The following is an 18746-nucleotide window of genomic DNA, read 5'->3' as shown; positions in this document are numbered from 1 at the left end:
ATCAGGCCGCACGTTCTGCTGCACGATGGATTCCGGGCTCATCGCTTCGCGATGCCCGGGAATGACGGGGACATCAATAAATCGACGGCTCGCCGATCGGCGCGCCGAAATCGGTCTCGAGGAAGTCGAAGTCGCAGCCGTCATTGGCCTGCTTGATGTGCTTGGTGAACATCCAGCCATAGCCGCGCTCGAAGCGGCGCTCGGGCTGCTTCCAGGCGGCACGGCGTTCTTCCAGTTCGGCCTCTGATACATCGAGATTGATGGTGCGGGCAGCGACGTCGAGCGTGATGCGGTCGCCGTTCTGCACCAGCGCCAGCGGGCCGCCGATATAGGATTCGGGCGAGACGTGCAGAATGCAGGCGCCGTAGCTGGTGCCGCTCATGCGCGCATCGGAGATGCGCACCATGTCACGCACGCCCTGCTTCACGAGTTTGGTCGGGATCGGCAGCATGCCCCATTCCGGCATGCCGGGCCCTCCTTGCGGCCCTGCATTGCGCAGGATCAGGACATGGTCCTCGGTGACATCCAGGTTGAGATCGTCGACCGCCTTCTTCATCGAGGGATAATCGTCGAACACCAGCGCCGGTCCCGTGTGCTTGAGGAAGCGGGGCGCGCAGGCGGAGGGCTTGATGACACAGCCGTCGGGGGCGAGATTGCCCTTGAGCACGGCGAGCGCGCCTTCCTTGTAGATGGGATTGTCGACCGAGCGGATCACATCGGCGTTGTGCACCTCGGCGCCATCGATGTTCTCGCCCAGCGTCTTGCCGGTGACGGTGATGCAGTCGAGATGCAGATGTTGCTTGATCTCACCCATCAGCGCCGGCAAGCCGCCGGCATAGAAGAAATCCTCCATCAGATAGGCGTCGCCGCTGGGGCGGACGTTGGCGATCACGGGCACCTTGCGGCTCGCGATCTCGAAATCGTCGAGACCGATGTCCTGGCCGGCGCGGCGGGCCTGCGCGATCAGATGGATGATCGCATTGGTGGAGCAACCCATCGCCATCGCCACCGCAATGGCATTCTCGAAGGCCTTGCGGGTCTGGATCGTCTTCGGCGTCAAATCCTCCCACACCATCTCGACGATGCGGCGGCCGCATTCGGAGGCCATGCGGATGTGGTTGGCGTCCGCGGCCGGGATAGAGGAAGCGCCGGGCAGCGTCATGCCGATCGCCTCCGCGATCGCAGTCATGGTGGAGGCGGTGCCCATGGTCATGCAGGTGCCGTAGCTGCGGGCAATGCCGGCCTCGATGTCGAGCCAGTCCTTGTCGGAAATTTTCCCGGCGCGACGCTCGTCCCAATATTTCCAGCCGTCCGAGCCCGAGCCGAGCGTCTTGCCTTTCCAATTGCCACGCAGCATGGGACCTGCCGGCAGATAGATCGCCGGAATGTTCATCGAAGTCGCGCCCAGCAGCAGCGCCGGCGTGGTCTTGTCGCAGCCGCCCATCAGCACCACGCCATCGACGGGATGGCTGCGCAGGAGCTCCTCGGCGTCCATCGCCAGCAGGTTGCGGTAGAGCATGGTGGTGGGCTTGAGCAGGGATTCCGACAGCGACAGCGCCGGCAGCTCGATCGGGAGGCCGCCGGCCATCAGGATGCCGCGCTTGACGTCGTCGACCCGCGACTTGAAGTGCATGTGGCAGGGCTGCGCATCCGACCAGGTATTGAGGATCGCGATAACAGGGCGATCCTTCCACTCTTCCGGCGCGTAGCCCATCTGCATGGTGCGCGAGCGGTGGCCGAACGAGCGCAGATCGTCCGGCGCGAACCAGCGCGCGCTGCGGAGCTGGTCGGGCGTTTTCTTCTTATTGGTCATGATTGGGTGCCCCATTTCTGGACGGTGTTCCGCTCGATCGCGCGGAAGATCAGGTTCTCGACAAAGAGCCCGATGATGATCACGGTCAAGAGGCCTGCGAACACGGCGGGTATGTCGAGCAGATTGCGGTTCTCGAAGATGAACCAGCCGAGCCCGCCCTGGCCCGAGGACACACCGAACACCAGCTCGGCCGCTATCAGCGTGCGCCAGGCGAAGGCCCAGCCGATCTTGAGACCGGTGAGGATCGAGCCGAAGGCTGCTGGGATCAGGATCTTGGCGACGTAGGGCAGCCCGCGCAGGCCGTAATTGCGGCCGACCATGCGCAGCGTGTTGGACACGCTCTTGAAGCCGGAATGGGTGTTGAGCGCGACCGGCCACAGCACCGAATGGATCAGCACGAAGACGAGGCTGCCATTGCCGAGGCCGAACCAGATCAAGGCAAGCGGCAGCAGCGCGATCGCCGGCAAAGGGTTGAACATCGCCGTCACCGTCTCCAGGAAGTCGGTGCCGATGCGGGTGGAGATCGCGAGCACGGTGAAGATCGCGGCCAGGACGATGCCGGCCGAATAGCCCATGAACAGCACTTTCAGCGACGTCCACGCGCGCATCGGGATCGTGCCGTCTTTGACGCGATCGAACAGCGTCGCGAAGGTATCGTGCAAGGTCGGAAACAGCAGGGGATTGTCGAGGAAGACGCCGTAGACCTCCCAGACCGCCGCAAGGAACAGGATGATGACGGACTTGCGGACGAAACCGTCGTTCCACAGCAGCTCGGCAACGCTCAGCTTGCGTTCGACTTCGCCTTCGGCGACAGCCGACGGCGCGTCACGCAGCAGGATTCTCGCTTCACCCATGGTGGCTCCCTCAGTGCGCGGTCGCTTCGGCTGCGAACAGGAGATCGTGGATGTCCTTCTCGAGCCGTCCGGCGCTGCCGTCCTCGTTCGAGACCTTGTCGACGTCGATCACCTCGGCCTTGACCCGGCCGGGATGCGGCGACAGCAGCAGGATGCGGTTGCCGATGCGGATCGCTTCCGCGATCGAATGGGTCACGAACATCACGGTGAATTTGGTCTCGCTCCAGAGCTGGAGCAGCTCGTCCTGGCAGGTCCGGCGCGTCAGCGCGTCGAGCGCCGCGAACGGCTCGTCCATCAGCAGGATGTCCGGCTCCATCGCCATGCCGCGCGCGATCGCGACGCGCTGCTTCATGCCGCCGGAGAGCGTGTGGGGATAGGCCTCGACCACGCGCGTGAGCCCGACCTTCTCGATATAGGCCCGCGCCTTGGCCTCGGCGTCCTTGCGCGACAGCTTTCTCGCCGTGAGCAGCGGAAACATCACGTTGGCGAGCACGCTCTTCCAGGGCAGGAGCTGATCGAACTCCTGGAAGATCATCATGCGGTCGGCGCCGGGGCCGTGGATCTCGCGGCCGCCGATGGTCATGCGGCCTTCGCTCGGGCTCATGTAGCCGCCGACCGCCTTGAGCAGGGTCGACTTGCCGCAGCCGGACGGACCGAGCAGCACGAAGCGGTCGGACTTGTCGACGGTGAACGACACTCTTTCCGTGGCGGTGACGACGGCGCTGGAGGTCTTGTAGCGCAGCGTCACCTCATTGACGTCGAGCAGCGCCATCAATTGCCCTTCAGGTCGTGCGCGACTGGTAGATAGTAGTCGGTCCAGGCCTTGGGCTGATTCTTCAGCGTGCCGGTCTTGTAGAGATGGGCTGCGAATTTCATCGTGCCCTGCGGCTCGAGATTCCACTCCATCATGCCGGGCTCCTTGAGCAGGTCGAGCAGCTCCTCGACCGAGGTCTTGTCGCCGGTGATCTCCTTGTAGATCTCGACCGCCTGCCTGGTGTCGCTGCGGATCAGGTCCTGCGCTTCCCTGGTCGCGTCGCGCACGGCCTGGATGATCTTTGGATTGGCGTCGGCGAACTTCGTCGTGGTGAAGAATTGCGCCTGGCTGAGCGGGCCGCCCATCACGTCCGGCGACGACAGCACGACATGCGCGCCGGGCACGTTCTTCAGCTCCAGAAAGGTGAAGGGCGGGATCGAAAAGTGGTTGTGCACCTCGTGCTTCGGGTTGGACAGCGCGGCATAGGCGTCGGGATGGCCGAGCTGCACCGTGTTGGCGTCGAGCTTCGACCATTGGTCGGCGCCAAAGGCCTCGGCGGCCGCGATCTGGAGCACGATCGCCTGGGTCGAGACCTTGACGGTCGGCACCGCGATCTTGTCGCCGGGACCGAAATCCTTGATCGACTTGATATTGGCGTCACGGCTGATCAGCGTCATCGGCTGCGCCGAGGTCGCGACAATGCCCTTCACGCCGCCGCGGGTCCGATCCCACAGCAGAAGGAGGTTGCCGGTGCCGGTGTTGAGAATGTCGACGCCGCCGGCGAGCAGCGCGTCGGTCTGTGCGCCGCCGCCGGAGAAGGTGATCCACTTGGTGGTGACGCCGGCGACACCGAGGGAAGCGGCATGCTTCTCGATCAGCTTCAGCTTCTCCATGATGTGGCTCGGCATGTAGAAGATGCCGGGCTGGCGCGACAGCGCGATCTCGGATTTCTGCTGGGCGTGCGCGGCGGATGTCGACAGGGCGGTCGCGGCGAGCAGGACGGCAGCCGCAAGCCTGCTGCGAAGATGCGTGATCATTGTTGTGGGTTTCCTCCGGTCATCGTCGAGCTGCGTTGACGCTGCTGATGCACTAATATATTAGTGCATCAAAGGCAAGCCCGCGGGACCCGCCATGGAATCATCCCACCCCGCGCCGCGCGCGGCGCCACGACCAGCCGCCCGGCTCGATCGCGGCCGCCAGGCCGCGCCTCAGGTGTTCGAGCGGCTGCGCAATGCGATCATCGCCCTGGAATTGCCGCCTGGTTCTCCGCTGTCACGCGCCGCGCTCGCCGGCCAGTTCGGCGTCAGCTCCACGCCGGTGCGCGATGCGTTGATGCGGCTGGAGGAAGAAGGTCTGGTCGACGTGTTCCCGCAGCATGCGACCGTGGTTAGCCGGATCGACGTCGATCGCGCGCAACAGGCGCATTTCCTGCGCCAGGCGCTAGAGCAGGAAATCGTCCGCCTGCTCGCAACCGGTCACGAAGCATCCCTGATCGTTCGCCTGGATCAGGCCATTGCCTTGCAACAGCAATTCGCCAAAGCCGGGGACTTCGAGTCCTTCATGGCCGGCGACAACGATTTCCACGCCCAGCTCTATACGGCCGCCGGCAAGCAGGATCTGTGGGCGCTGGTGCGCAGCCGCAGCGGGCACAGCGATCGTTTGCGCCGGCTCCACCTGCCCTCGCCCGGCAAGGCCCAGAACATCGTGCGCCATCACAAGCTGATCACGCGCGCGATCGAGGCCAAAGACCCCGAGGCTGCGCAGCAGCACCTGCGCGAGCATCTGTCAGGCACCCTCAGCGAGCTCGACAAGATCCGGAGCCTTCACCCCGAATATCTGACCGATTGAGCGGGAACCCAGGATGGTTCGCCCTATGCACGTGTCCATGCATAGGATACCGACGACAGTCGGCTAGTTCGAACGGAACGGGCGCTCGCGAGGTGCTTGCGACGCGGAGAGAATTCGCGCAACAATTTCGCATTTGCTGCTTTGATTTGCGGTCGCTGGGACACTCCCATGCGACCCCGGAGATTTCAGACGTGGCCAACATCCTGATCGTGGATGACGACCCGGCCGTGCAGGCCACGATCCGGCTGCTCCTGGAGAGGGCTGGTCATCGCGTCACCGTCGCCGGCGATGGCCGCAAGGGACTTGCGCTGTTCGAGGTCGGCCAGTTCGACCTGCTGTTTCTCGACATCTTCATGCCCGGCATGGACGGGCTCGAGACGATGCGCCGCATTCGCGCGCTGGCTCCGGCTATCCCCATCATCGTCATTTCCGGCCGCTCGATCACGCCGGACGCCTATGCGGAGCCGGATTTCCTGAGGATGGCGACCAAGCTCGGCGCAGTGGCAAGCCTGCAAAAACCGTTTCGTCCCGGCGCTTTGCTCGCCGCGGTCGATGGCTGCCTGAAGACGGCGTGGCCGGAGGCACCCGATGTCAGCACCGGCAGCCGATGACAAGGATATCCGTTCCGTCTCGAGCCAGGGCTGGCGGGGTGGCCATTCGCGGCGCGGTGCGAATTTTCACATGACGCTCGCAACGCGGCTTGCCATCGCGATGATCCTGCTCGTGGCGGTGACGGTGGCCGCAGTCGGATGGTTGGGCTACCGCAACACCACCCAGGCCGTCATTCCACGCGTCCTGGAACGGGTCGAGGCGCAGTCTCGCCTGCTGGCGACCAATCTCGAATCCTATGTTGCCGGAGCACGCGGCGATCTCATCGGCTATCGCGCCGCAGCGGCGATCAATGGCCTCATCCGTGCTCACGACAATGGAGGCATCGACCCGACCGATGGGGTCTCGGAGCAAACCTGGCGCCAGCGCATCGCAGCGCGGCTCGCTGCGGAGATCGAGGCCAAGCCCATCTACGGCCAGTTCCGGATCATTGGTGTCGATGACGACCAGCGAGAGTTGGTTCGAGTCGACCGCTCCGGATCAAACGGAACGGCACGCATCGCGCCCGACAGCGAGCTGGAGAGCAAGAGCGACCGCCCCTATTTTCAGCAGACGATACGGCTCGCACCCGGCGAGATCTATGTGTCTTCCGTCGATCGCGCCACGCGGCAGGGAGGCACTGAGGTGCTCCATGCTCCGACGCTGAGGGCAGCGATGCCGCTGTTCGCACAGGACGGCAAGCCGTTCGGCATCATCATTGCCAACATCGACATGCGACCGGCCCTCGATCGTGTCCGCTCGACAGTCACTTCAGGCGGAGAGGTCTACGTCGTTGACTCGCGCGGCAATTATCTCGTCCATCCCGACCGCGCGCGTGAATTTGCGTTACATGAAAGCTCCAACGACTGGCGCAAGGACTTCCCGTTCTTCGCGGCCCTAGCCGGTACGCTGGAAGGTGCCACGCGACTCATGACCGACGATACCGGCCGGCCAAGCGGCGCAGCGATTGCGCCCGCTCTGCTCGCGGGCAAGGAATGGGTCGCGATTGTCGAAACGATACCGGCGCCTGTGTTTAGCCTCGTGCCCGCAGCAATCCAGAAGACATCTCTGCTGGTTGGTCTGTTGGCCGTGCTCGCAGCGGCTTTGCTCGCGGTCCTGGTGGCGCGGTCGCTGACGCGTCCGATCGGACGTCTGACCCGGGCGGTCGAAGCCATCGGCAGCGGGCGGGCGGCGGACATCCCCGTCGATGCCAGCGGCGAGACGGGGGTGCTGGCGCGGGCCTTTGCCCAGATGGTTGAGGAGACCCGGGCGAAGACGGCCGCGCTCGAACGCGAAGTCGAGGAGCATCGCCGGACCGAGGTCGCGCGAAGCCACCACGCAGCGCGCGAGCGCTTGTTCAGCGCCGCGATCGAATCGTCCGACGATGCGATCGTGATGCAATCGCTCGATGCCATCATCACGGGCTGGAATCCCGCCGCCGAACGCCTCTATGGCTATTCGGCCGACGAGGCGATCGGGAAGTCCACCGCGATTATCGTCCCGCCCGATCGCCGCGAGCAGGGCAAGGACTATCGGCGGCGGATCGCCCGGGGCGAGCCGATCGAGCGTTTCGAGACGGTGCGCCTGCGCAAGGACGGCACGGCGGTCGAGATCTCCCTGAGCTTGTCGCCGATCAAGGGGCCGTCGGGCGAGATCGTCGGTGCCTCCGGAACCGCGCGCAGCCTCACCGAGGCGCGGCGGGCCGAGCGGGTGCTGCAGCAGCAGCTCGAGGAGCGGCGGCAGATCTTCGAGACCTCACAGGACCTGATCCTGGTGATGGATGCGCGAGGTCATGTCGCGCAGATCAGCCCGAGCAGCCAGACCATTCTCGGCTACAGCCCCGAAGAGATGATCGGCCGTAGCGGCGCCGATTTCGTCCATCCCGATCATCTGGAGCAGTCCCGCGAGGACATGCGCGCGCTGCGGCGCGGCGCCCGCCCCAAGCTCGCCGACACCCGCTGCTTCCACAAGAATGGGCACGCGGTCTGGCTGTCCTGGCTGGGCAACTGGTCCGAGCCGGCCAAGCGCTTCTTCTTCGTCGGGCGCGATATGACGGAAGCGCGGCTCGCGCAAGAATCGCTGCGCGAGAGCGAGCGGCTCGCGCGCAACATCGTCGAGACCTCGCTCGACGCCTTCGTCCAGACCGACCAGACCGGCAGCATCCTGAACTGGAATTCGCAGGCCGAACAGCTCTTCGGCTGGCGCCGCGACGAGGTGCTCGGCAAGAGCACGATCGACCTGATCGTCGCCGAGAGCGAACGCGAGAGGGTGAGGACGGGCCTGAAGCGTTTCCTCGAAAACGAGGATGACAGGACCCTGAATCGCCGCCGCGAGCTGATGTGCTGTCGCCGCGACGGCAAGGAGTTCAGGGCCGAGCTGAGCGTCACCGCGCTGAAGCGCCGCGAAGGCTTGCTGTTCAACGTCTTCTACCGCGATCTCACCGACAAGATGGCGGCCGAGGAGCGCATCCGCCATGCCGAGAAGATGGAGGCGGTCGGCCAGCTCACCGGCGGCGTGGCGCACGATTTCAACAACATCCTCACCGTCATCACCGGAACGATCGAAATTCTCGCGGAGGCGGTCGAGAAGGAGCCGCAGCTCGCGGCCATCACCAAGATGATCGACGAGGCCGCCGGGCGCGGTGCCGAGCTGACCCAGCATTTGCTCGCCTTTGCGCGCAAGCAGCCGCTCCAGCCGCGCGAGATCGACATCAACTCACTGATCGTCGACACCGCGAAACTGCTGCGTCCGACGCTGGGCGAGCAGATCCAGATCGAATCCGTGTTCGAGGACGAGAACTGCGTCGCGATCGTCGATCCCAACCAGCTCACCACCGCGATCCTCAACCTCGCACTCAACGCCCGCGACGCCATGCCCGGCGGCGGAAAGCTGATCGTCGAGACGGGCGGCGCCTATCTCGACGAGGTCTATGCCAGCGTCAACGACGTCCGGCCCGGGCATTACGTGCTGATCGCCGTGAGCGACACCGGCACCGGAATTCCGGCGACCATGCTGCCCAGGGTGTTCGACCCCTTCTTCACCTCGAAGGGGCCCGGCAAGGGCACCGGACTCGGGCTTTCGATGGTCTACGGCTTCATCAAGCAGTCCGCAGGGCACATCAAGATCTACAGCGAAGAAGGCCACGGCACCACGATCAAGATGTACCTGCCGCCGGGCAAGACGCCGACGGCGGTCGGCGAGGGCGTGATCGCGGCGACGATCGAGGGCGGACGCGAGACCATCCTGGTGGTCGAGGACGACCGGCTGGTGCGTGACTACGTGCTGGCTCAGCTGCATTCGCTGGGATACGTCACCTTGCAGGCTGCGAACGCCGCGGAGGCGCTCGCGATCGTCGCCGCCGGCAAGCCGTTCGACCTCTTGTTCACCGACGTCATCATGCCCGGCAAGATGAATGGACGTCAGCTCGCCGACGAACTGATGAAGACGCGCCCCGATCTCAAGGTCGTCTACACGTCAGGCTATACCGAGAATGCGATCATCCATCACGGCCGACTGGATTCGGGCGTTCTGCTGCTGGCCAAGCCCTATCGCAAATCGGATCTGGCGCGGATCATCCGGAGGGCGCTGCAAGCCTGAACCGCCGTAGCCCGGATGAGCGAAGCGACATCCGGGACGCTGCAGCAGCATTCCCGGAGATCGCTTCGCTCACCCGGGCTACGAAAATCCTTACGATGCGCGCTGGGCCGCAGTCATCACGATGCGGATCAGGTCGGCGGCATTGCGCGCGCCGAGCTTCTTCATGATGTTGGCGCGGTGGTCCTCGATGGTGCGCGGGCTGATGCCGAGCGTGCGGCCGGCTTCCTTGTTGGATGCACCGGAGGCAAACTGCTCGAGCACCTCGCGCTCCCTGCGCGTCAACGGCTCGCGACCCGGGAAATGCAGCGAGCCGAACTTCGGCGACGCATTCTCCGCCTGCCTGCGTGCATAGGCGCCGATCGCCTCGTCGAGCCGGCCGACGATCTCGCTGCCGCGGAACGGCTTCTCGATGAAGTCGAGCGCCCCGCTCTTGATGGCGCCCACCGCCATCGCGATGTCGCCCTGCCCGGAGATCATGAAGATCGGCGCCGGATAGTCCTCGCCTTGCAATTCCTTGAGAATGTCGAGACCCGACTTTCCGGGAATGTGAACGTCGAGCAGGATCGCGGCCGGCGTGCGGTTTCGCGCGACGGAGAGCAGCGCTGCACCGTCCGCAAAACAGATCACGTCATAGCCCGCCGCCTTCAACACCATCGATAGGGTGTCGCGAACAGCAGGGTCATCGTCGACCACGAAGATTTCACCACGAGAGGTTTGCTCGGCCATGTGCCACATCCAGTTGGCATTACGGACTCGCGTCCGCACCAATCGTTATGGCGCTCGGCGCGGATTCGGCCCACCCGTATTTGTACGGGACATGGACTTAACGCACAAGTAGCGGCAGCGCGCCTAATTGCGGGGGACGGAGAATATCCATGCTAAATTTCACCGATACGCCCGCTCTAGTCGCAGTGCCCGCAGTCGAGAGCCGCGAGTTGATTGCGGCCGACCTTCGCTTGCTGATCGCACAGATCGAGACCAGCATGCGCCGGATCGCCGCAGCCATGGACCAAGAACACGCCGGCGGTCCCGAAAGTTCCTCGGACGTCGTCATACTCGACGACGTCACGCCCCATTATGCCACCGCAAGCGCGGCCCTCGCCGCGTGCCGGGCGGGCCTCCGTCAGGCTCTGCAATTCCTCCCGGAATCCGGCAGCGCTATGTAGATCGCGATCGACACGGCCGCGGCCACCCTCGATCGCATGGCAGCTCCGTGCCTCAGGCGCGGTGCCGCTCCACGATCGCATCGGTGGCGACCCCACCCCAGGTGTGAATCGCCGGCAAACCCATCGCGGTCTTGCCGAGATTGGCGAGGCTGATGCGCAGCGCCGCGAGGTCCAGCGGCTTCGGCAGGCTCTGGAGTTCGATCCCGACCGAGCGGGCGAAGCTGCGGGCGGCGCTGCGGCGCTTGCCGTCCATGCCGCTGATGACGATCACCTTGCCGGCGAACTTCGCCTTCGCCATCTCGTGCAACACGTCGACGCCGTCGCCATCCTCCAGCACGAGATCGAGCGTCACGCAATCGAAGCGCGCGGCACGCAGCTTCTCGATCGCCTCCGCCACCGACGGCGCCACGGTGACTTCGTGGCCAGCCTGCTTGGCGGCAACCGTGATGAGGCTGCGCTGCGTGGCGTCGTCATCGACCACCAGGAGCTGAAGCGCACGCCGCTCGGCGACGTCGGGCAGGTTTGACGGGATGGGAGAGAGAGAGCTTCTGGGCATTGCCGTATCCTAAGATTGAGACCAGCAACGGTTGCATGGTTCGCGCTTAAGCGGCGTAAAGCCGCTACGGCAAATTCGTTCGGATGTTTCAGCAAATATAAAGCAACGTCGCCGCAACCATTTCGATCAGGCGGCCTCGTCGCGGCCGCCGGCGGCGCCGCGCTTCTTCCTGTTCTTGCCGCGCAGGAACTGGATGTCCATCTCGGCGCCGTTGACGCGCACCAGCTCGCAGCGCCGATAGGCAAGGCCCGTGGACGACAGCAGCAGGAAGAACTCCTTCAGGTTCAGTCCCTGGATCGAGCCTTCCACCGTGAGGATGGCGTCGGTGTCGGAGATCGCGTTGAGCTTGCAGTCACGACGCCAGGTACCATCGATGGCCATGATGCAGACGTCATAGCCGCGACTGAACGTCACCCGTTCTGCGCCCTTGCCATCCTCGGCCATCGTCAGCGTCCTGCCATGACCGCCATGCGCGGCGCCGCGCCGGCGAGAGCCGGCTTGGCGGCCGCGGCACGCGGGTCGTTCGGCTTGTAGAGACCGCGCCGCTCCGGAATCGGCCTGAACGTGTCGGTCAGTCCGACCACGGTTTCGGCTGCGCCGAGCACCAGGAAGCCATCGGGCTCGATCTGGCGCGCGAGACGGTTGAAAATGTTGATCTTGGTGTCCTGGTCGAAATAGATCAGCACGTTGCGGCAGAAGATGACGTCGAATGTGCCGAGCTGGGCGAAATCGTGCAGCAGGTTGAGCTGCCGGTGCTGGATCATCGCGCGCAATTCGGGATTGATCTGCCAGGTCTCGCCGGTCTGCTTGAAATATTTGACCAGCAACTGGATCGGCAGGCCACGCTGCACCTCGAACTGGCTGTAAATGCCGGCCTTGGCCTTCTCCAGCACCTCCTGCGACAGGTCGGTCGCGATGATCTCGACGCGCCAGCCGGTGAGAGCCGCGCCCATCTCCTTCAGGCACATCGCCAGCGAATAGGGCTCCTGCCCGGTCGAGCCGGCGGCGCACCAGATGCGCACGCTGCGGCGAGCGGCGCGCGCCTTGATGATTTCGGGCATGATGGTGTCGCGGAAATGATCGAACGGGACCTTGTCGCGGAAGAAGAACGTCTCGTTGGTGGTCATGGCCTCGACCACGTCGGTAATCAGCGTGCGCGAACCGCCTTGCAGCTTCTGCACGAGCTCGGTGATGCCGGAGAGCCCGGCCTTGCGGGCCAGCGGCAGCAGGCGGCTTTCGATCAGATATTGCTTGTCTGCGGACAGGTCGAGCCCGGAATTGTCCTTCAGGAACTTACGCAGATACTCATACTCGGTCGGGGTCACGGATGGCCTCTTCGAAGCTGTACTGGAACACTCTGGCCGAAGCAGTTCGGCCAGACACACTCAGACCATGGCTTGTCCGACCGGGATCAAACCAACCTCAGCGAATTTGTCGGCGATGATGTCCTTGTCGAAGGGCTTCATGATGTACTCGTTGGCGCCGCCGCTGAGCGCCTGGGCGATATGAGCCACGTTGTTCTCGGTGGTGCAGAACACCACCTTGGGCTGGTCGCCGCCGGGCAGGCGGCGCATGTGGCCCATGAACTCGAAGCCGTCCATCACGGGCATGTTCCAGTCGAGCAGCACCGCATCGGGCAGCTTGCGCTGGCAGATTTCCAGTGCCTTCGAGCCATCCTCGGCCTCGGTGACCTCGAATTCGAGGCCCTCCAGGATCCGGCGCGCGATCTTGCGCACGACGCTGGAATCATCGACCACCAAACACGTTTTCATTTCGGTTCTCCGGCTTCGATGTTTTTCAATGGCTCACGCAGCCATTTGCACTTTGGTTTCGAGTTCGAGGACGCGATCAACGTCGAGGACGACCATGAGCTGGCCGTCGAGGCGATGGACGCCGCCGGCGAGCTTGGCCATGCGGGGATCGAGATTGACGGGGTTCTCCTCCATGCCGGCCTCGGGCAGGCGCAGGACTTCACCGATCTGGTCGATCAGCAGGCCGTAGGATTCGCCGCGCAGGTCGACGCCGACCGCCATCGGCACCTTGCCATCCTCGGCCTTGGGCAGGCCGAGGCGTGCGCGCATGTCGACCACGGTGACGATGCGGCCGCGCAGATTGAGCACGCCCGCGATCTCGCGCGAGGACAGGGGCACGCGGGTGACGCGCTCGGGCATGAACACGTCCTGGACGCGGGAGATCGGCAGGCCGAACAGCTGGCCGCCGATCATCGCGGTGACGTATTCGACCATGGCGCCTTCGCCCACTTGCGTCTTCTTGCTCATCTCGTCTCTCCTCAGGTCCTGCTTAGGCTGCCGCGCGGCTCAGCTCGGAGGCGCCGGCGGCACCCGCGGTCTGCTCCTTCAGCGCCGCGATCAGACCGGGACGGTCGAACTTGGCGACGTAGTCGTGGAAGCCGGCCTGACGGCCGCGCTCGATCGCCGCCGGCGACACCAGGGCGGAGAGGCCGATGATCGGCATCGAGCCGAGATTGTTGTCGGAGCGGATCACTTCCGCGAACTCGAACCCGTTCATGTCGGGCATCTCGATGTCGGTCAGCACCACGTCGAAGCTCTGCGCGCGCAGCGCAGCTAAGCCCTCCTGCGCGGTCGGCGCGGTGCGGACGCGGTAGCCGGCCGCCTTCAGCACGGGGGCCAGCATGTTGCGGAAGAACGCGCTGTCGTCGACCAAAAGCACCGATTGCGAGTGCAGCGACGGCTTCATCTCCTTGCGGGTGAACCAGTCGGCGAACGCCATCGGCAGGAAGTGGCCGACATCGATCACCTCGGTGGCTTGGCCCTTGATCACGGCCGAGCCGAGAATGCCGGAGGCGGAGCCGCCGACCTCGATGTTGAGCCGCTCCTCGACGATGTCGATGATCTCGTCGACGACGAGGCCCATGGAGCGGCCGTCATCGGCGAACACCAGGATCGGCTGGGCGCCCTGGCTGGCGATGGTGACGCCCTCCATAGCGACCAGCGGCATCAGCTGCTCGCGGTACTGCACCATGTAGCGGCCGTTACTGAGCTCGATCTTGTCGGCGGGCAGCTCTTCGAGGCGCGTGACCAGCCCGAGCGGGACCGCCTTGGGCTGGGACGAGCCGGCGCGGAAGACGAGCAGCGAGGTGGTCTGCTCGCCCGCGCCGATGTGATGCGCCCCGTTCTCGTCGCCCATGTCATGGGCCGAGGAGCCGGCGGCGCCGAGCGCCTTGGCAATGCCGTTGGGATCGATGATCATGATCACAGCGCCATCGCCCAGGATGGTGTTGCCCGAGAACATGTCGATGTGACGCAGCTTGGTCGACATCGGCTTGACCACGATCTCCTCGGTGTGGAACACGCCGTCGACGACGATGCCGAAGGTCTGGCTGCCGACCTGGGTCACCACGATGAAGCCGTTCTCGGGATCGGAGGCCGCGCCGTCGTCGATCTTGAGCAGCTTCTTCAGGTGGATCAGCGGCAGCAGCTTGTTGCGCAGGCGGAGCACCGCGGTGTCCTTGATGCGCTCGATGCGGTGCTCGGAGTTGGCGCGGGCACGCACCAGCTCGACCACCGAGAGCTGCGGGATCGCGAAACGGTCGCCGGCCGCTTCGACGATCAGCGCCGAGACGATGGCGAGCGTCAGCGGGATCTTGATGGTGACGGACGAGCCCTCGCCGGCCACGGACTTGATGTCGATGGTGCCGCCGATCTGGTCGATATTGGTGCGGACCACGTCCATGCCGACGCCGCGCCCCGACACCGAGGTGATGGCGGCGGCGGTGGAGAAGCCGGGCGCGAAGATGAACTTGTGGATCTGGGCCTCGCTCATCTTCTCGAGCTCGGCCTCGGTGACGAGACCTGAGGAGAGCGCCTTGGCCTTGATCTTCTCGGTGTTGAGGCCTCTTCCGTTGTCGGCGATGCAGATGATGATGTGGCCGCCCTCGTGATAGGCGGACAGGCGGATGGTGCCCTGCTCGCCCTTGCCGCTGGCGAGGCGCTCGGCCGGGGTCTCCAGGCCATGATCGGCGGAGTTGCGCACCATGTGGGTGAGCGGGTCCTTGATCAAATCGAGCACCTGGCGGTCGAGCTCGGTGTCGGCGCCGTGCATCTCCAATTCGATCTGCTTGCCGAGTTCGCTCGACAGGTCGCGGACGATGCGGGGCAGCTTCTGCCAGGCATTGCCGATCGGCTGCATGCGCGTCTTCATGACGCCCTCCTGCAACTCGGCGGTGACGTTGGACAGGCGCTGCAGCGGCACCTTGAACTCGGTGTCCTCGTTGCGGCGGGAGATCTCCAGCAGCTGGTTGCGGGTCAGGACCAGCTCGGAGACCATGGTCATCAGGTGCTCCAGCGTGTCCACGTTGACGCGGATCGACTGGTTGGCGATGCTGGCCCCTTCGCCGGCAATCTCGTCGGCCATCGACTTCTTCGGCGCGGCCTTCTCCTTGGCGGCAGGCTTTGCGGCGTCCTTCGCAGCTTCCTTGGCAGCCGGGGCTTCAGCAGCCGGCGCGGGCTCGGCCTTAGCAATGGCTGCCGGGGCCGGCGCTTCGATCGCGGTCTCGCGGAAGGCGCGCTCGAGCTCGTCGAGCGAGACTTCGCCCGGACGCAGCGGACGCTCCAGGGTCTGCTCGATCAGCGTGCCCATGGTCATCTCTTTTGCGGGTGCAGGCGCAGCGGCAATTGGCGCTTCGGGCGCCAGCGGCGGCGCATCGGCAACGGGAGCAGCGGCACTTCCAGCGGCCATTGCCGCCATGCCTTGCTCGACCATCGCTTCCAGCTTGTCGATGAGGTCGCGGTCGTTACCCTCGGGCTCGGCTTCGGTCGCCTCCAGGCCAGCGAGGATTTCCTTGATGCGATCGATCGAGGACAGGATCACCGTCACCGCCTGCCCGGTCACCGGCATGCCGTCACGGAATTTGCCCATCAGCGTCTCGCCGGCATGCGCCAGCGCTTCAAGCCTGGGCAGGCCGAGGAAGCCGCAGGTGCCCTTGATGGTGTGGACGAGGCGGAAGATGTTATCCAGGATCTTGGCGTTGTTCGGCTCCTGCTCGAACTTCACCAGCTGATTGTCGACGGTGTCCAGGCTCTCGCTGGTCTCCGTCAAAAACTCCCGCAACAGATCATCCATGAGCTACGCCCTACTGAAATCGACTTCGACGCCCGAGCCTCGCTTGGAATCGACGGAAGCCCTCATCCTGGATCGTTAGACATCCCCTTTCACAGTCTCGTTAATTTCAGCCTCCGTGCTAATACGGACATTGAAGAGAAGTTTGCCATTCGGCTGCATGCAATGGCGCTTTTCGGCAAGACCGGCGCCTCGACGCGATGCGGGGAGGCGTGAGGCGAACGCACCGATGAGAACGCGACGGCGCGCGCGAGAAAGTCCTGCATGTGAAGGACGATAGGCACGGCCTACGCGAAGCCGACCAGAGACGGCCGCAATCGCGAACGAGACCGCGACTTTCATTTCGTGCGGGGCCGAGTTCGAGAAAGTTCGTGCTTTCGGTAAACGAACGGTTACCCGTGGTCCGCGCCGCGCTAACTTAGCCGTGGGGGCAAGCTCATCCAGGCATCGGGGCGATACTCCACCAGGCAATCGTTGATGGCGGCGAGCAGTGCATGCGGCGTGAAGGGCTTGCGCAGGCAGCGCGCGGCACCGATCTCCAGCGCCATCCTGAGGAAATCAGGTGCGGGCAAATTCAGGTTCGCGAAGGCGTAACCGGACATCGCGATCAGCGGAATGGCGGGCGCCCGGTCGTGGAAGATCCGGATCGATTCGAACCCGCGCATATGCGGCATGAAGATATCGATGATCATCAGATCGAACTGCTCGTGTGCGAGAGCCCGCAACCCGGCTTCACCTCCCTCGGCGATCGTCACCCGAAATGGTTGCGCTGGAGATAGATCTCGATGGCCATGCACACCATCGGGTCGTCGTCGACAACGAGAATATGGCGCATACCCTCCCCTCCCGTTTGAGCCTCCCGTTCCGGCAATTCAATCATCGAGCCGTTGGGCACGCCTTTCTCCTTTGGTTTCGATCAATGAAGGGATGGTCGCCAATATCAGTGGAGCCGCCGGGAAACGGAGACGATGGACGCGACACACACACGGCGCCATGGTTCGGAGCAATGCTGGAACGCTGAAAGCATTCCTCCAATGTACGAACATGTGCGGGGTGGCGGCGTCCGATAACAGCACGACGCAACGACTCCGGCAGGAAGGCCCCCTACCGCTTTTTCCTGCGCGCCTGTGCAGGGCGGGTTGCCCAGAACTCAAGAGCGAATCAGCGGGCGATTCTAACTTCCGCCGCAAATGTCGCAGCCTTTCTGCCCTCTAACAGGTATATGGGCAGGTCACAATTGTTAAAATATGATCCATAGTTGCACAACTTATGACGAGCCGGTCTGACGCCCGACGGCGCCGGATTGATCGGCATGGCGGCCGCAGCCCGCTATTGCTGCAATTGCTGAATGTCTCATTGGAGTCTGCGTGCGCCGGCCAGAAACGTCAGGAAGGCTGTCTTGAGCCCGGGCGCCGCCGCGCAGACTGTCTGCTTGTAAGATGGATCGGTGTTAGTCGACCTCATCTGGCCAGACGGAGGTGATCGAGATCGCAATGCTGGCCGTGGAGGACGCGAAGCATTGGGGCCCGCACTACATGCGGACGTGCACACATGTCGCAGCACGACGAACATCCAACGAGCCGCGCTCGGACATATTGTCCCAATTGCCAATATATCCCGACGGGAACATGATGGAATTTGCTCGCAGGGAGCGCTTTCAACGCCGCGCCGGTACAGGAGACGGGAGTCAGCTTTGGAAACGATGGTGCGTCCAGCCAACGGTTTCCTCTCTGCGCTGTCGGCAGACGACTATGACCTGATCCGCCCGTATCTGCGCACGGTCGATCTGCCCCACGACGCGGTGCTGGTCGAGGCCGGCGAGACGCTCAAACGTGCCTATTTTCTCCACCGCGGCGTCATCTCACTGGTGGTGAAGCTCGCCAAGGGCGAGCATGTGCAGGTCGCGATGATCGGCCGCGACAGCCTGCTCGGGACGCTCTCGACCATGGGCGACGCCTGCGCGCTGAACACGGCCGTCGTGCTGGTTCCCGGCTCAGCCTCAGTGATGGATCTCGACCGGCTGCGCGATGCGGCCGAGCAGAGCAGCAGCTTGCGGTCCTTGCTCACGCGCCATGGCCTGGCGGTCTACGCTCAAGTCCAGCAGACCGCGGGCTGCAATGCCGCCCATCCGGTCGAGTCGCGCTTGTCGCGCTGCCTGCTCCACACCCATGATCTGTCGGGCGACTCCCGCCTGCTGCTGACCCAGGAGGCCATGGCCCAGATGATCGGGGCGCGGCGCAACAGCGTATCGCTGGTCGCCAACACCTTGCAGCAGGCCAATTTCATCCATTACAGCCGCGGACACATCCAGCTCATGAATTTGGACGGCCTGCGCCAGACCGCGTGCGAATGCTACGCCACCGTGAAGGCGCAATACGAGCGGCTGCTCGGCCAGCGCTGAGCCGCAGGCGTGGTAAACCTGAGGCTAACGCCCACCCGCAAACACGAACCGTCCTGCTTGCGGAACTGA

Annotated in this window: 16 protein-coding genes and 1 pseudogene; 5 read left to right on the top strand and 12 right to left on the bottom strand. The window is 64.3% G+C overall.

The features are described from left to right. Positions 1–73: 73 nt before the first annotated feature. Genes araD through BCCGELA001_RS02305 form a run of 4 tightly spaced genes read right to left on the bottom strand, consistent with a single transcriptional unit; the run spans position 74 to position 4458 of the window. Complete coding sequence (gene araD, locus BCCGELA001_RS02320; protein WP_060734527.1) at positions 74–1813, bottom strand: L-arabinonate dehydratase; 1740 nt, start codon at positions 1811–1813, stop codon at positions 74–76. Next, positions 1810–2667, bottom strand: a complete 858-nt coding sequence (locus tag BCCGELA001_RS02315; RefSeq protein WP_008565178.1) for an ABC transporter permease — start codon at positions 2665–2667, stop codon at positions 1810–1812. The genes araD and BCCGELA001_RS02315 overlap by 4 nt, the downstream gene beginning before the upstream one ends. Positions 2668–2677: 10 nt before the next feature. Further along, positions 2678–3439: an ABC transporter ATP-binding protein gene (locus tag BCCGELA001_RS02310; protein WP_060734526.1), complete on the bottom strand. Its 762-nt coding sequence runs from the start codon at positions 3437–3439 to the stop codon at positions 2678–2680. Beyond that, positions 3439–4458 (bottom strand): ABC transporter substrate-binding protein, encoded by a 1020-nt coding sequence (locus BCCGELA001_RS02305; protein ID WP_060734525.1) that lies wholly within the window; start codon positions 4456–4458, stop codon positions 3439–3441. The genes BCCGELA001_RS02310 and BCCGELA001_RS02305 overlap by 1 nt, the downstream gene beginning before the upstream one ends. Before the next feature lie 94 nt (positions 4459–4552). Between BCCGELA001_RS02305 and BCCGELA001_RS02300 the strand changes: the two genes are divergently transcribed. The 3 genes from BCCGELA001_RS02300 (at position 4553) to BCCGELA001_RS02290 (ending at position 9454) form a co-directional block, all read left to right on the top strand. Then, the gene (locus BCCGELA001_RS02300; protein ID WP_060734524.1) at positions 4553–5269 is read left to right on the top strand and encodes a GntR family transcriptional regulator; all 717 of its coding nucleotides are present in this window, start codon (positions 4553–4555) and stop codon (positions 5267–5269) included. Between the two features lie 191 nt (positions 5270–5460). Next, positions 5461–5880, top strand: coding sequence for a response regulator (locus tag BCCGELA001_RS02295; protein ID WP_008565149.1), 420 nt, complete (start codon positions 5461–5463; stop codon positions 5878–5880). Next, positions 5858–9454 carry a PAS domain S-box protein gene (locus BCCGELA001_RS02290; RefSeq protein WP_008565147.1) on the top strand — a complete coding sequence of 1199 codons (3597 nt, stop codon included), beginning with the start codon at positions 5858–5860 and terminating at the stop codon, positions 9452–9454. The genes BCCGELA001_RS02295 and BCCGELA001_RS02290 overlap by 23 nt, the downstream gene beginning before the upstream one ends. A 90-nt stretch (positions 9455–9544) precedes the next feature. Here the strand turns inward: BCCGELA001_RS02290 and BCCGELA001_RS02285 are convergent, their stop codons facing one another. Continuing rightward, positions 9545–10180: a response regulator transcription factor gene (locus BCCGELA001_RS02285; RefSeq protein ID WP_008565145.1), complete on the bottom strand. Its 636-nt coding sequence runs from the start codon at positions 10178–10180 to the stop codon at positions 9545–9547. 149 nt (positions 10181–10329) lie between these two features. Here BCCGELA001_RS02285 and BCCGELA001_RS02280 point away from each other — a divergent pair, with 149 nt between their 5' ends. Beyond that, a complete protein-coding gene (locus tag BCCGELA001_RS02280) occupies positions 10330–10620 on the top strand; it encodes a hypothetical protein (protein WP_060734523.1) in 291 nt (96 codons plus the stop codon). Positions 10621–10672: 52 nt separating this feature from the next. Here the strand turns inward: BCCGELA001_RS02280 and BCCGELA001_RS02275 are convergent, their stop codons facing one another. From BCCGELA001_RS02275 to BCCGELA001_RS02245, 7 genes and pseudogenes are all read right to left on the bottom strand, one after another. Next, entirely contained in the window at positions 10673–11176 is a 504-nt protein-coding gene (locus BCCGELA001_RS02275) for a response regulator (RefSeq protein ID WP_008565133.1), read from the bottom strand. Positions 11177–11302: 126 nt separating this feature from the next. Further along, positions 11303–11620, bottom strand: coding sequence for a hypothetical protein (locus BCCGELA001_RS02270; protein WP_008565131.1), 318 nt, complete (start codon positions 11618–11620; stop codon positions 11303–11305). 2 nt (positions 11621–11622) lie between these two features. Next, complete coding sequence (locus BCCGELA001_RS02265; RefSeq protein WP_060734522.1) at positions 11623–12501, bottom strand: CheR family methyltransferase; 879 nt, start codon at positions 12499–12501, stop codon at positions 11623–11625. Between the two features lie 60 nt (positions 12502–12561). Beyond that, on the bottom strand, positions 12562–12948 hold the full coding sequence (locus tag BCCGELA001_RS02260; RefSeq protein WP_027577509.1) for a response regulator: 387 nt from the start codon (positions 12946–12948) through the stop codon (positions 12562–12564). A 33-nt stretch (positions 12949–12981) separates the two neighbouring features. After that, complete coding sequence (locus tag BCCGELA001_RS02255) at positions 12982–13455, bottom strand: chemotaxis protein CheW (RefSeq protein ID WP_060734521.1); 474 nt, start codon at positions 13453–13455, stop codon at positions 12982–12984. Between the two features lie 22 nt (positions 13456–13477). After that, positions 13478–16279 carry a hybrid sensor histidine kinase/response regulator gene (locus BCCGELA001_RS02250; RefSeq protein WP_060734520.1) on the bottom strand — a complete coding sequence of 934 codons (2802 nt, stop codon included), beginning with the start codon at positions 16277–16279 and terminating at the stop codon, positions 13478–13480. A 410-nt stretch (positions 16280–16689) separates the two neighbouring features. Then, positions 16690–17111: pseudogene (locus BCCGELA001_RS02245) on the bottom strand (response regulator). Between the two features lie 867 nt (positions 17112–17978). Between BCCGELA001_RS02245 and BCCGELA001_RS02240 the strand changes: the two are divergent. After that, positions 17979–18677 (top strand): Crp/Fnr family transcriptional regulator, encoded by a 699-nt coding sequence (locus tag BCCGELA001_RS02240; RefSeq protein WP_236840812.1) that lies wholly within the window; start codon positions 17979–17981, stop codon positions 18675–18677. Positions 18678–18746 lie beyond the last annotated feature (69 nt).

The organism is Bradyrhizobium sp. CCGE-LA001 (genome assembly GCF_000296215.2).
GTDB lineage: Bacteria > Pseudomonadota > Alphaproteobacteria > Rhizobiales > Xanthobacteraceae > Bradyrhizobium.
Note: the sequence above shows the minus strand (reverse complement) of the source record. Positions and strands in the feature narration are given on the sequence as shown.

Coding starts and splice junctions, on each gene's coding strand:
- BCCGELA001_RS02240 (WP_236840812.1), top strand. CDS start 17,979: ATGGTGCGTCCAGCCAACGGTTTCCTCTCTGCGCTGTCGGCAGACGAC.
- BCCGELA001_RS02305 (WP_060734525.1), bottom strand. CDS start 4,458: ATGATCACGCATCTTCGCAGCAGGCTTGCGGCTGCCGTCCTGCTCGCC.
- BCCGELA001_RS02300 (WP_060734524.1), top strand. CDS start 4,553: ATGGAATCATCCCACCCCGCGCCGCGCGCGGCGCCACGACCAGCCGCC.
- BCCGELA001_RS02275 (WP_008565133.1), bottom strand. CDS start 11,176: ATGCCCAGAAGCTCTCTCTCTCCCATCCCGTCAAACCTGCCCGACGTC.
- BCCGELA001_RS02315 (WP_008565178.1), bottom strand. CDS start 2,667: ATGGGTGAAGCGAGAATCCTGCTGCGTGACGCGCCGTCGGCTGTCGCC.
- BCCGELA001_RS02270 (WP_008565131.1), bottom strand. CDS start 11,620: ATGGCCGAGGATGGCAAGGGCGCAGAACGGGTGACGTTCAGTCGCGGC.
- BCCGELA001_RS02310 (WP_060734526.1), bottom strand. CDS start 3,439: ATGGCGCTGCTCGACGTCAATGAGGTGACGCTGCGCTACAAGACCTCC.
- BCCGELA001_RS02260 (WP_027577509.1), bottom strand. CDS start 12,948: ATGAAAACGTGTTTGGTGGTCGATGATTCCAGCGTCGTGCGCAAGATC.
- araD (WP_060734527.1), bottom strand. CDS start 1,813: ATGACCAATAAGAAGAAAACGCCCGACCAGCTCCGCAGCGCGCGCTGG.
- BCCGELA001_RS02285 (WP_008565145.1), bottom strand. CDS start 10,180: ATGGCCGAGCAAACCTCTCGTGGTGAAATCTTCGTGGTCGACGATGAC.
- BCCGELA001_RS02280 (WP_060734523.1), top strand. CDS start 10,330: ATGCTAAATTTCACCGATACGCCCGCTCTAGTCGCAGTGCCCGCAGTC.
- BCCGELA001_RS02250 (WP_060734520.1), bottom strand. CDS start 16,279: ATGGATGATCTGTTGCGGGAGTTTTTGACGGAGACCAGCGAGAGCCTG.
- BCCGELA001_RS02255 (WP_060734521.1), bottom strand. CDS start 13,455: ATGAGCAAGAAGACGCAAGTGGGCGAAGGCGCCATGGTCGAATACGTC.
- BCCGELA001_RS02290 (WP_008565147.1), top strand. CDS start 5,858: ATGTCAGCACCGGCAGCCGATGACAAGGATATCCGTTCCGTCTCGAGC.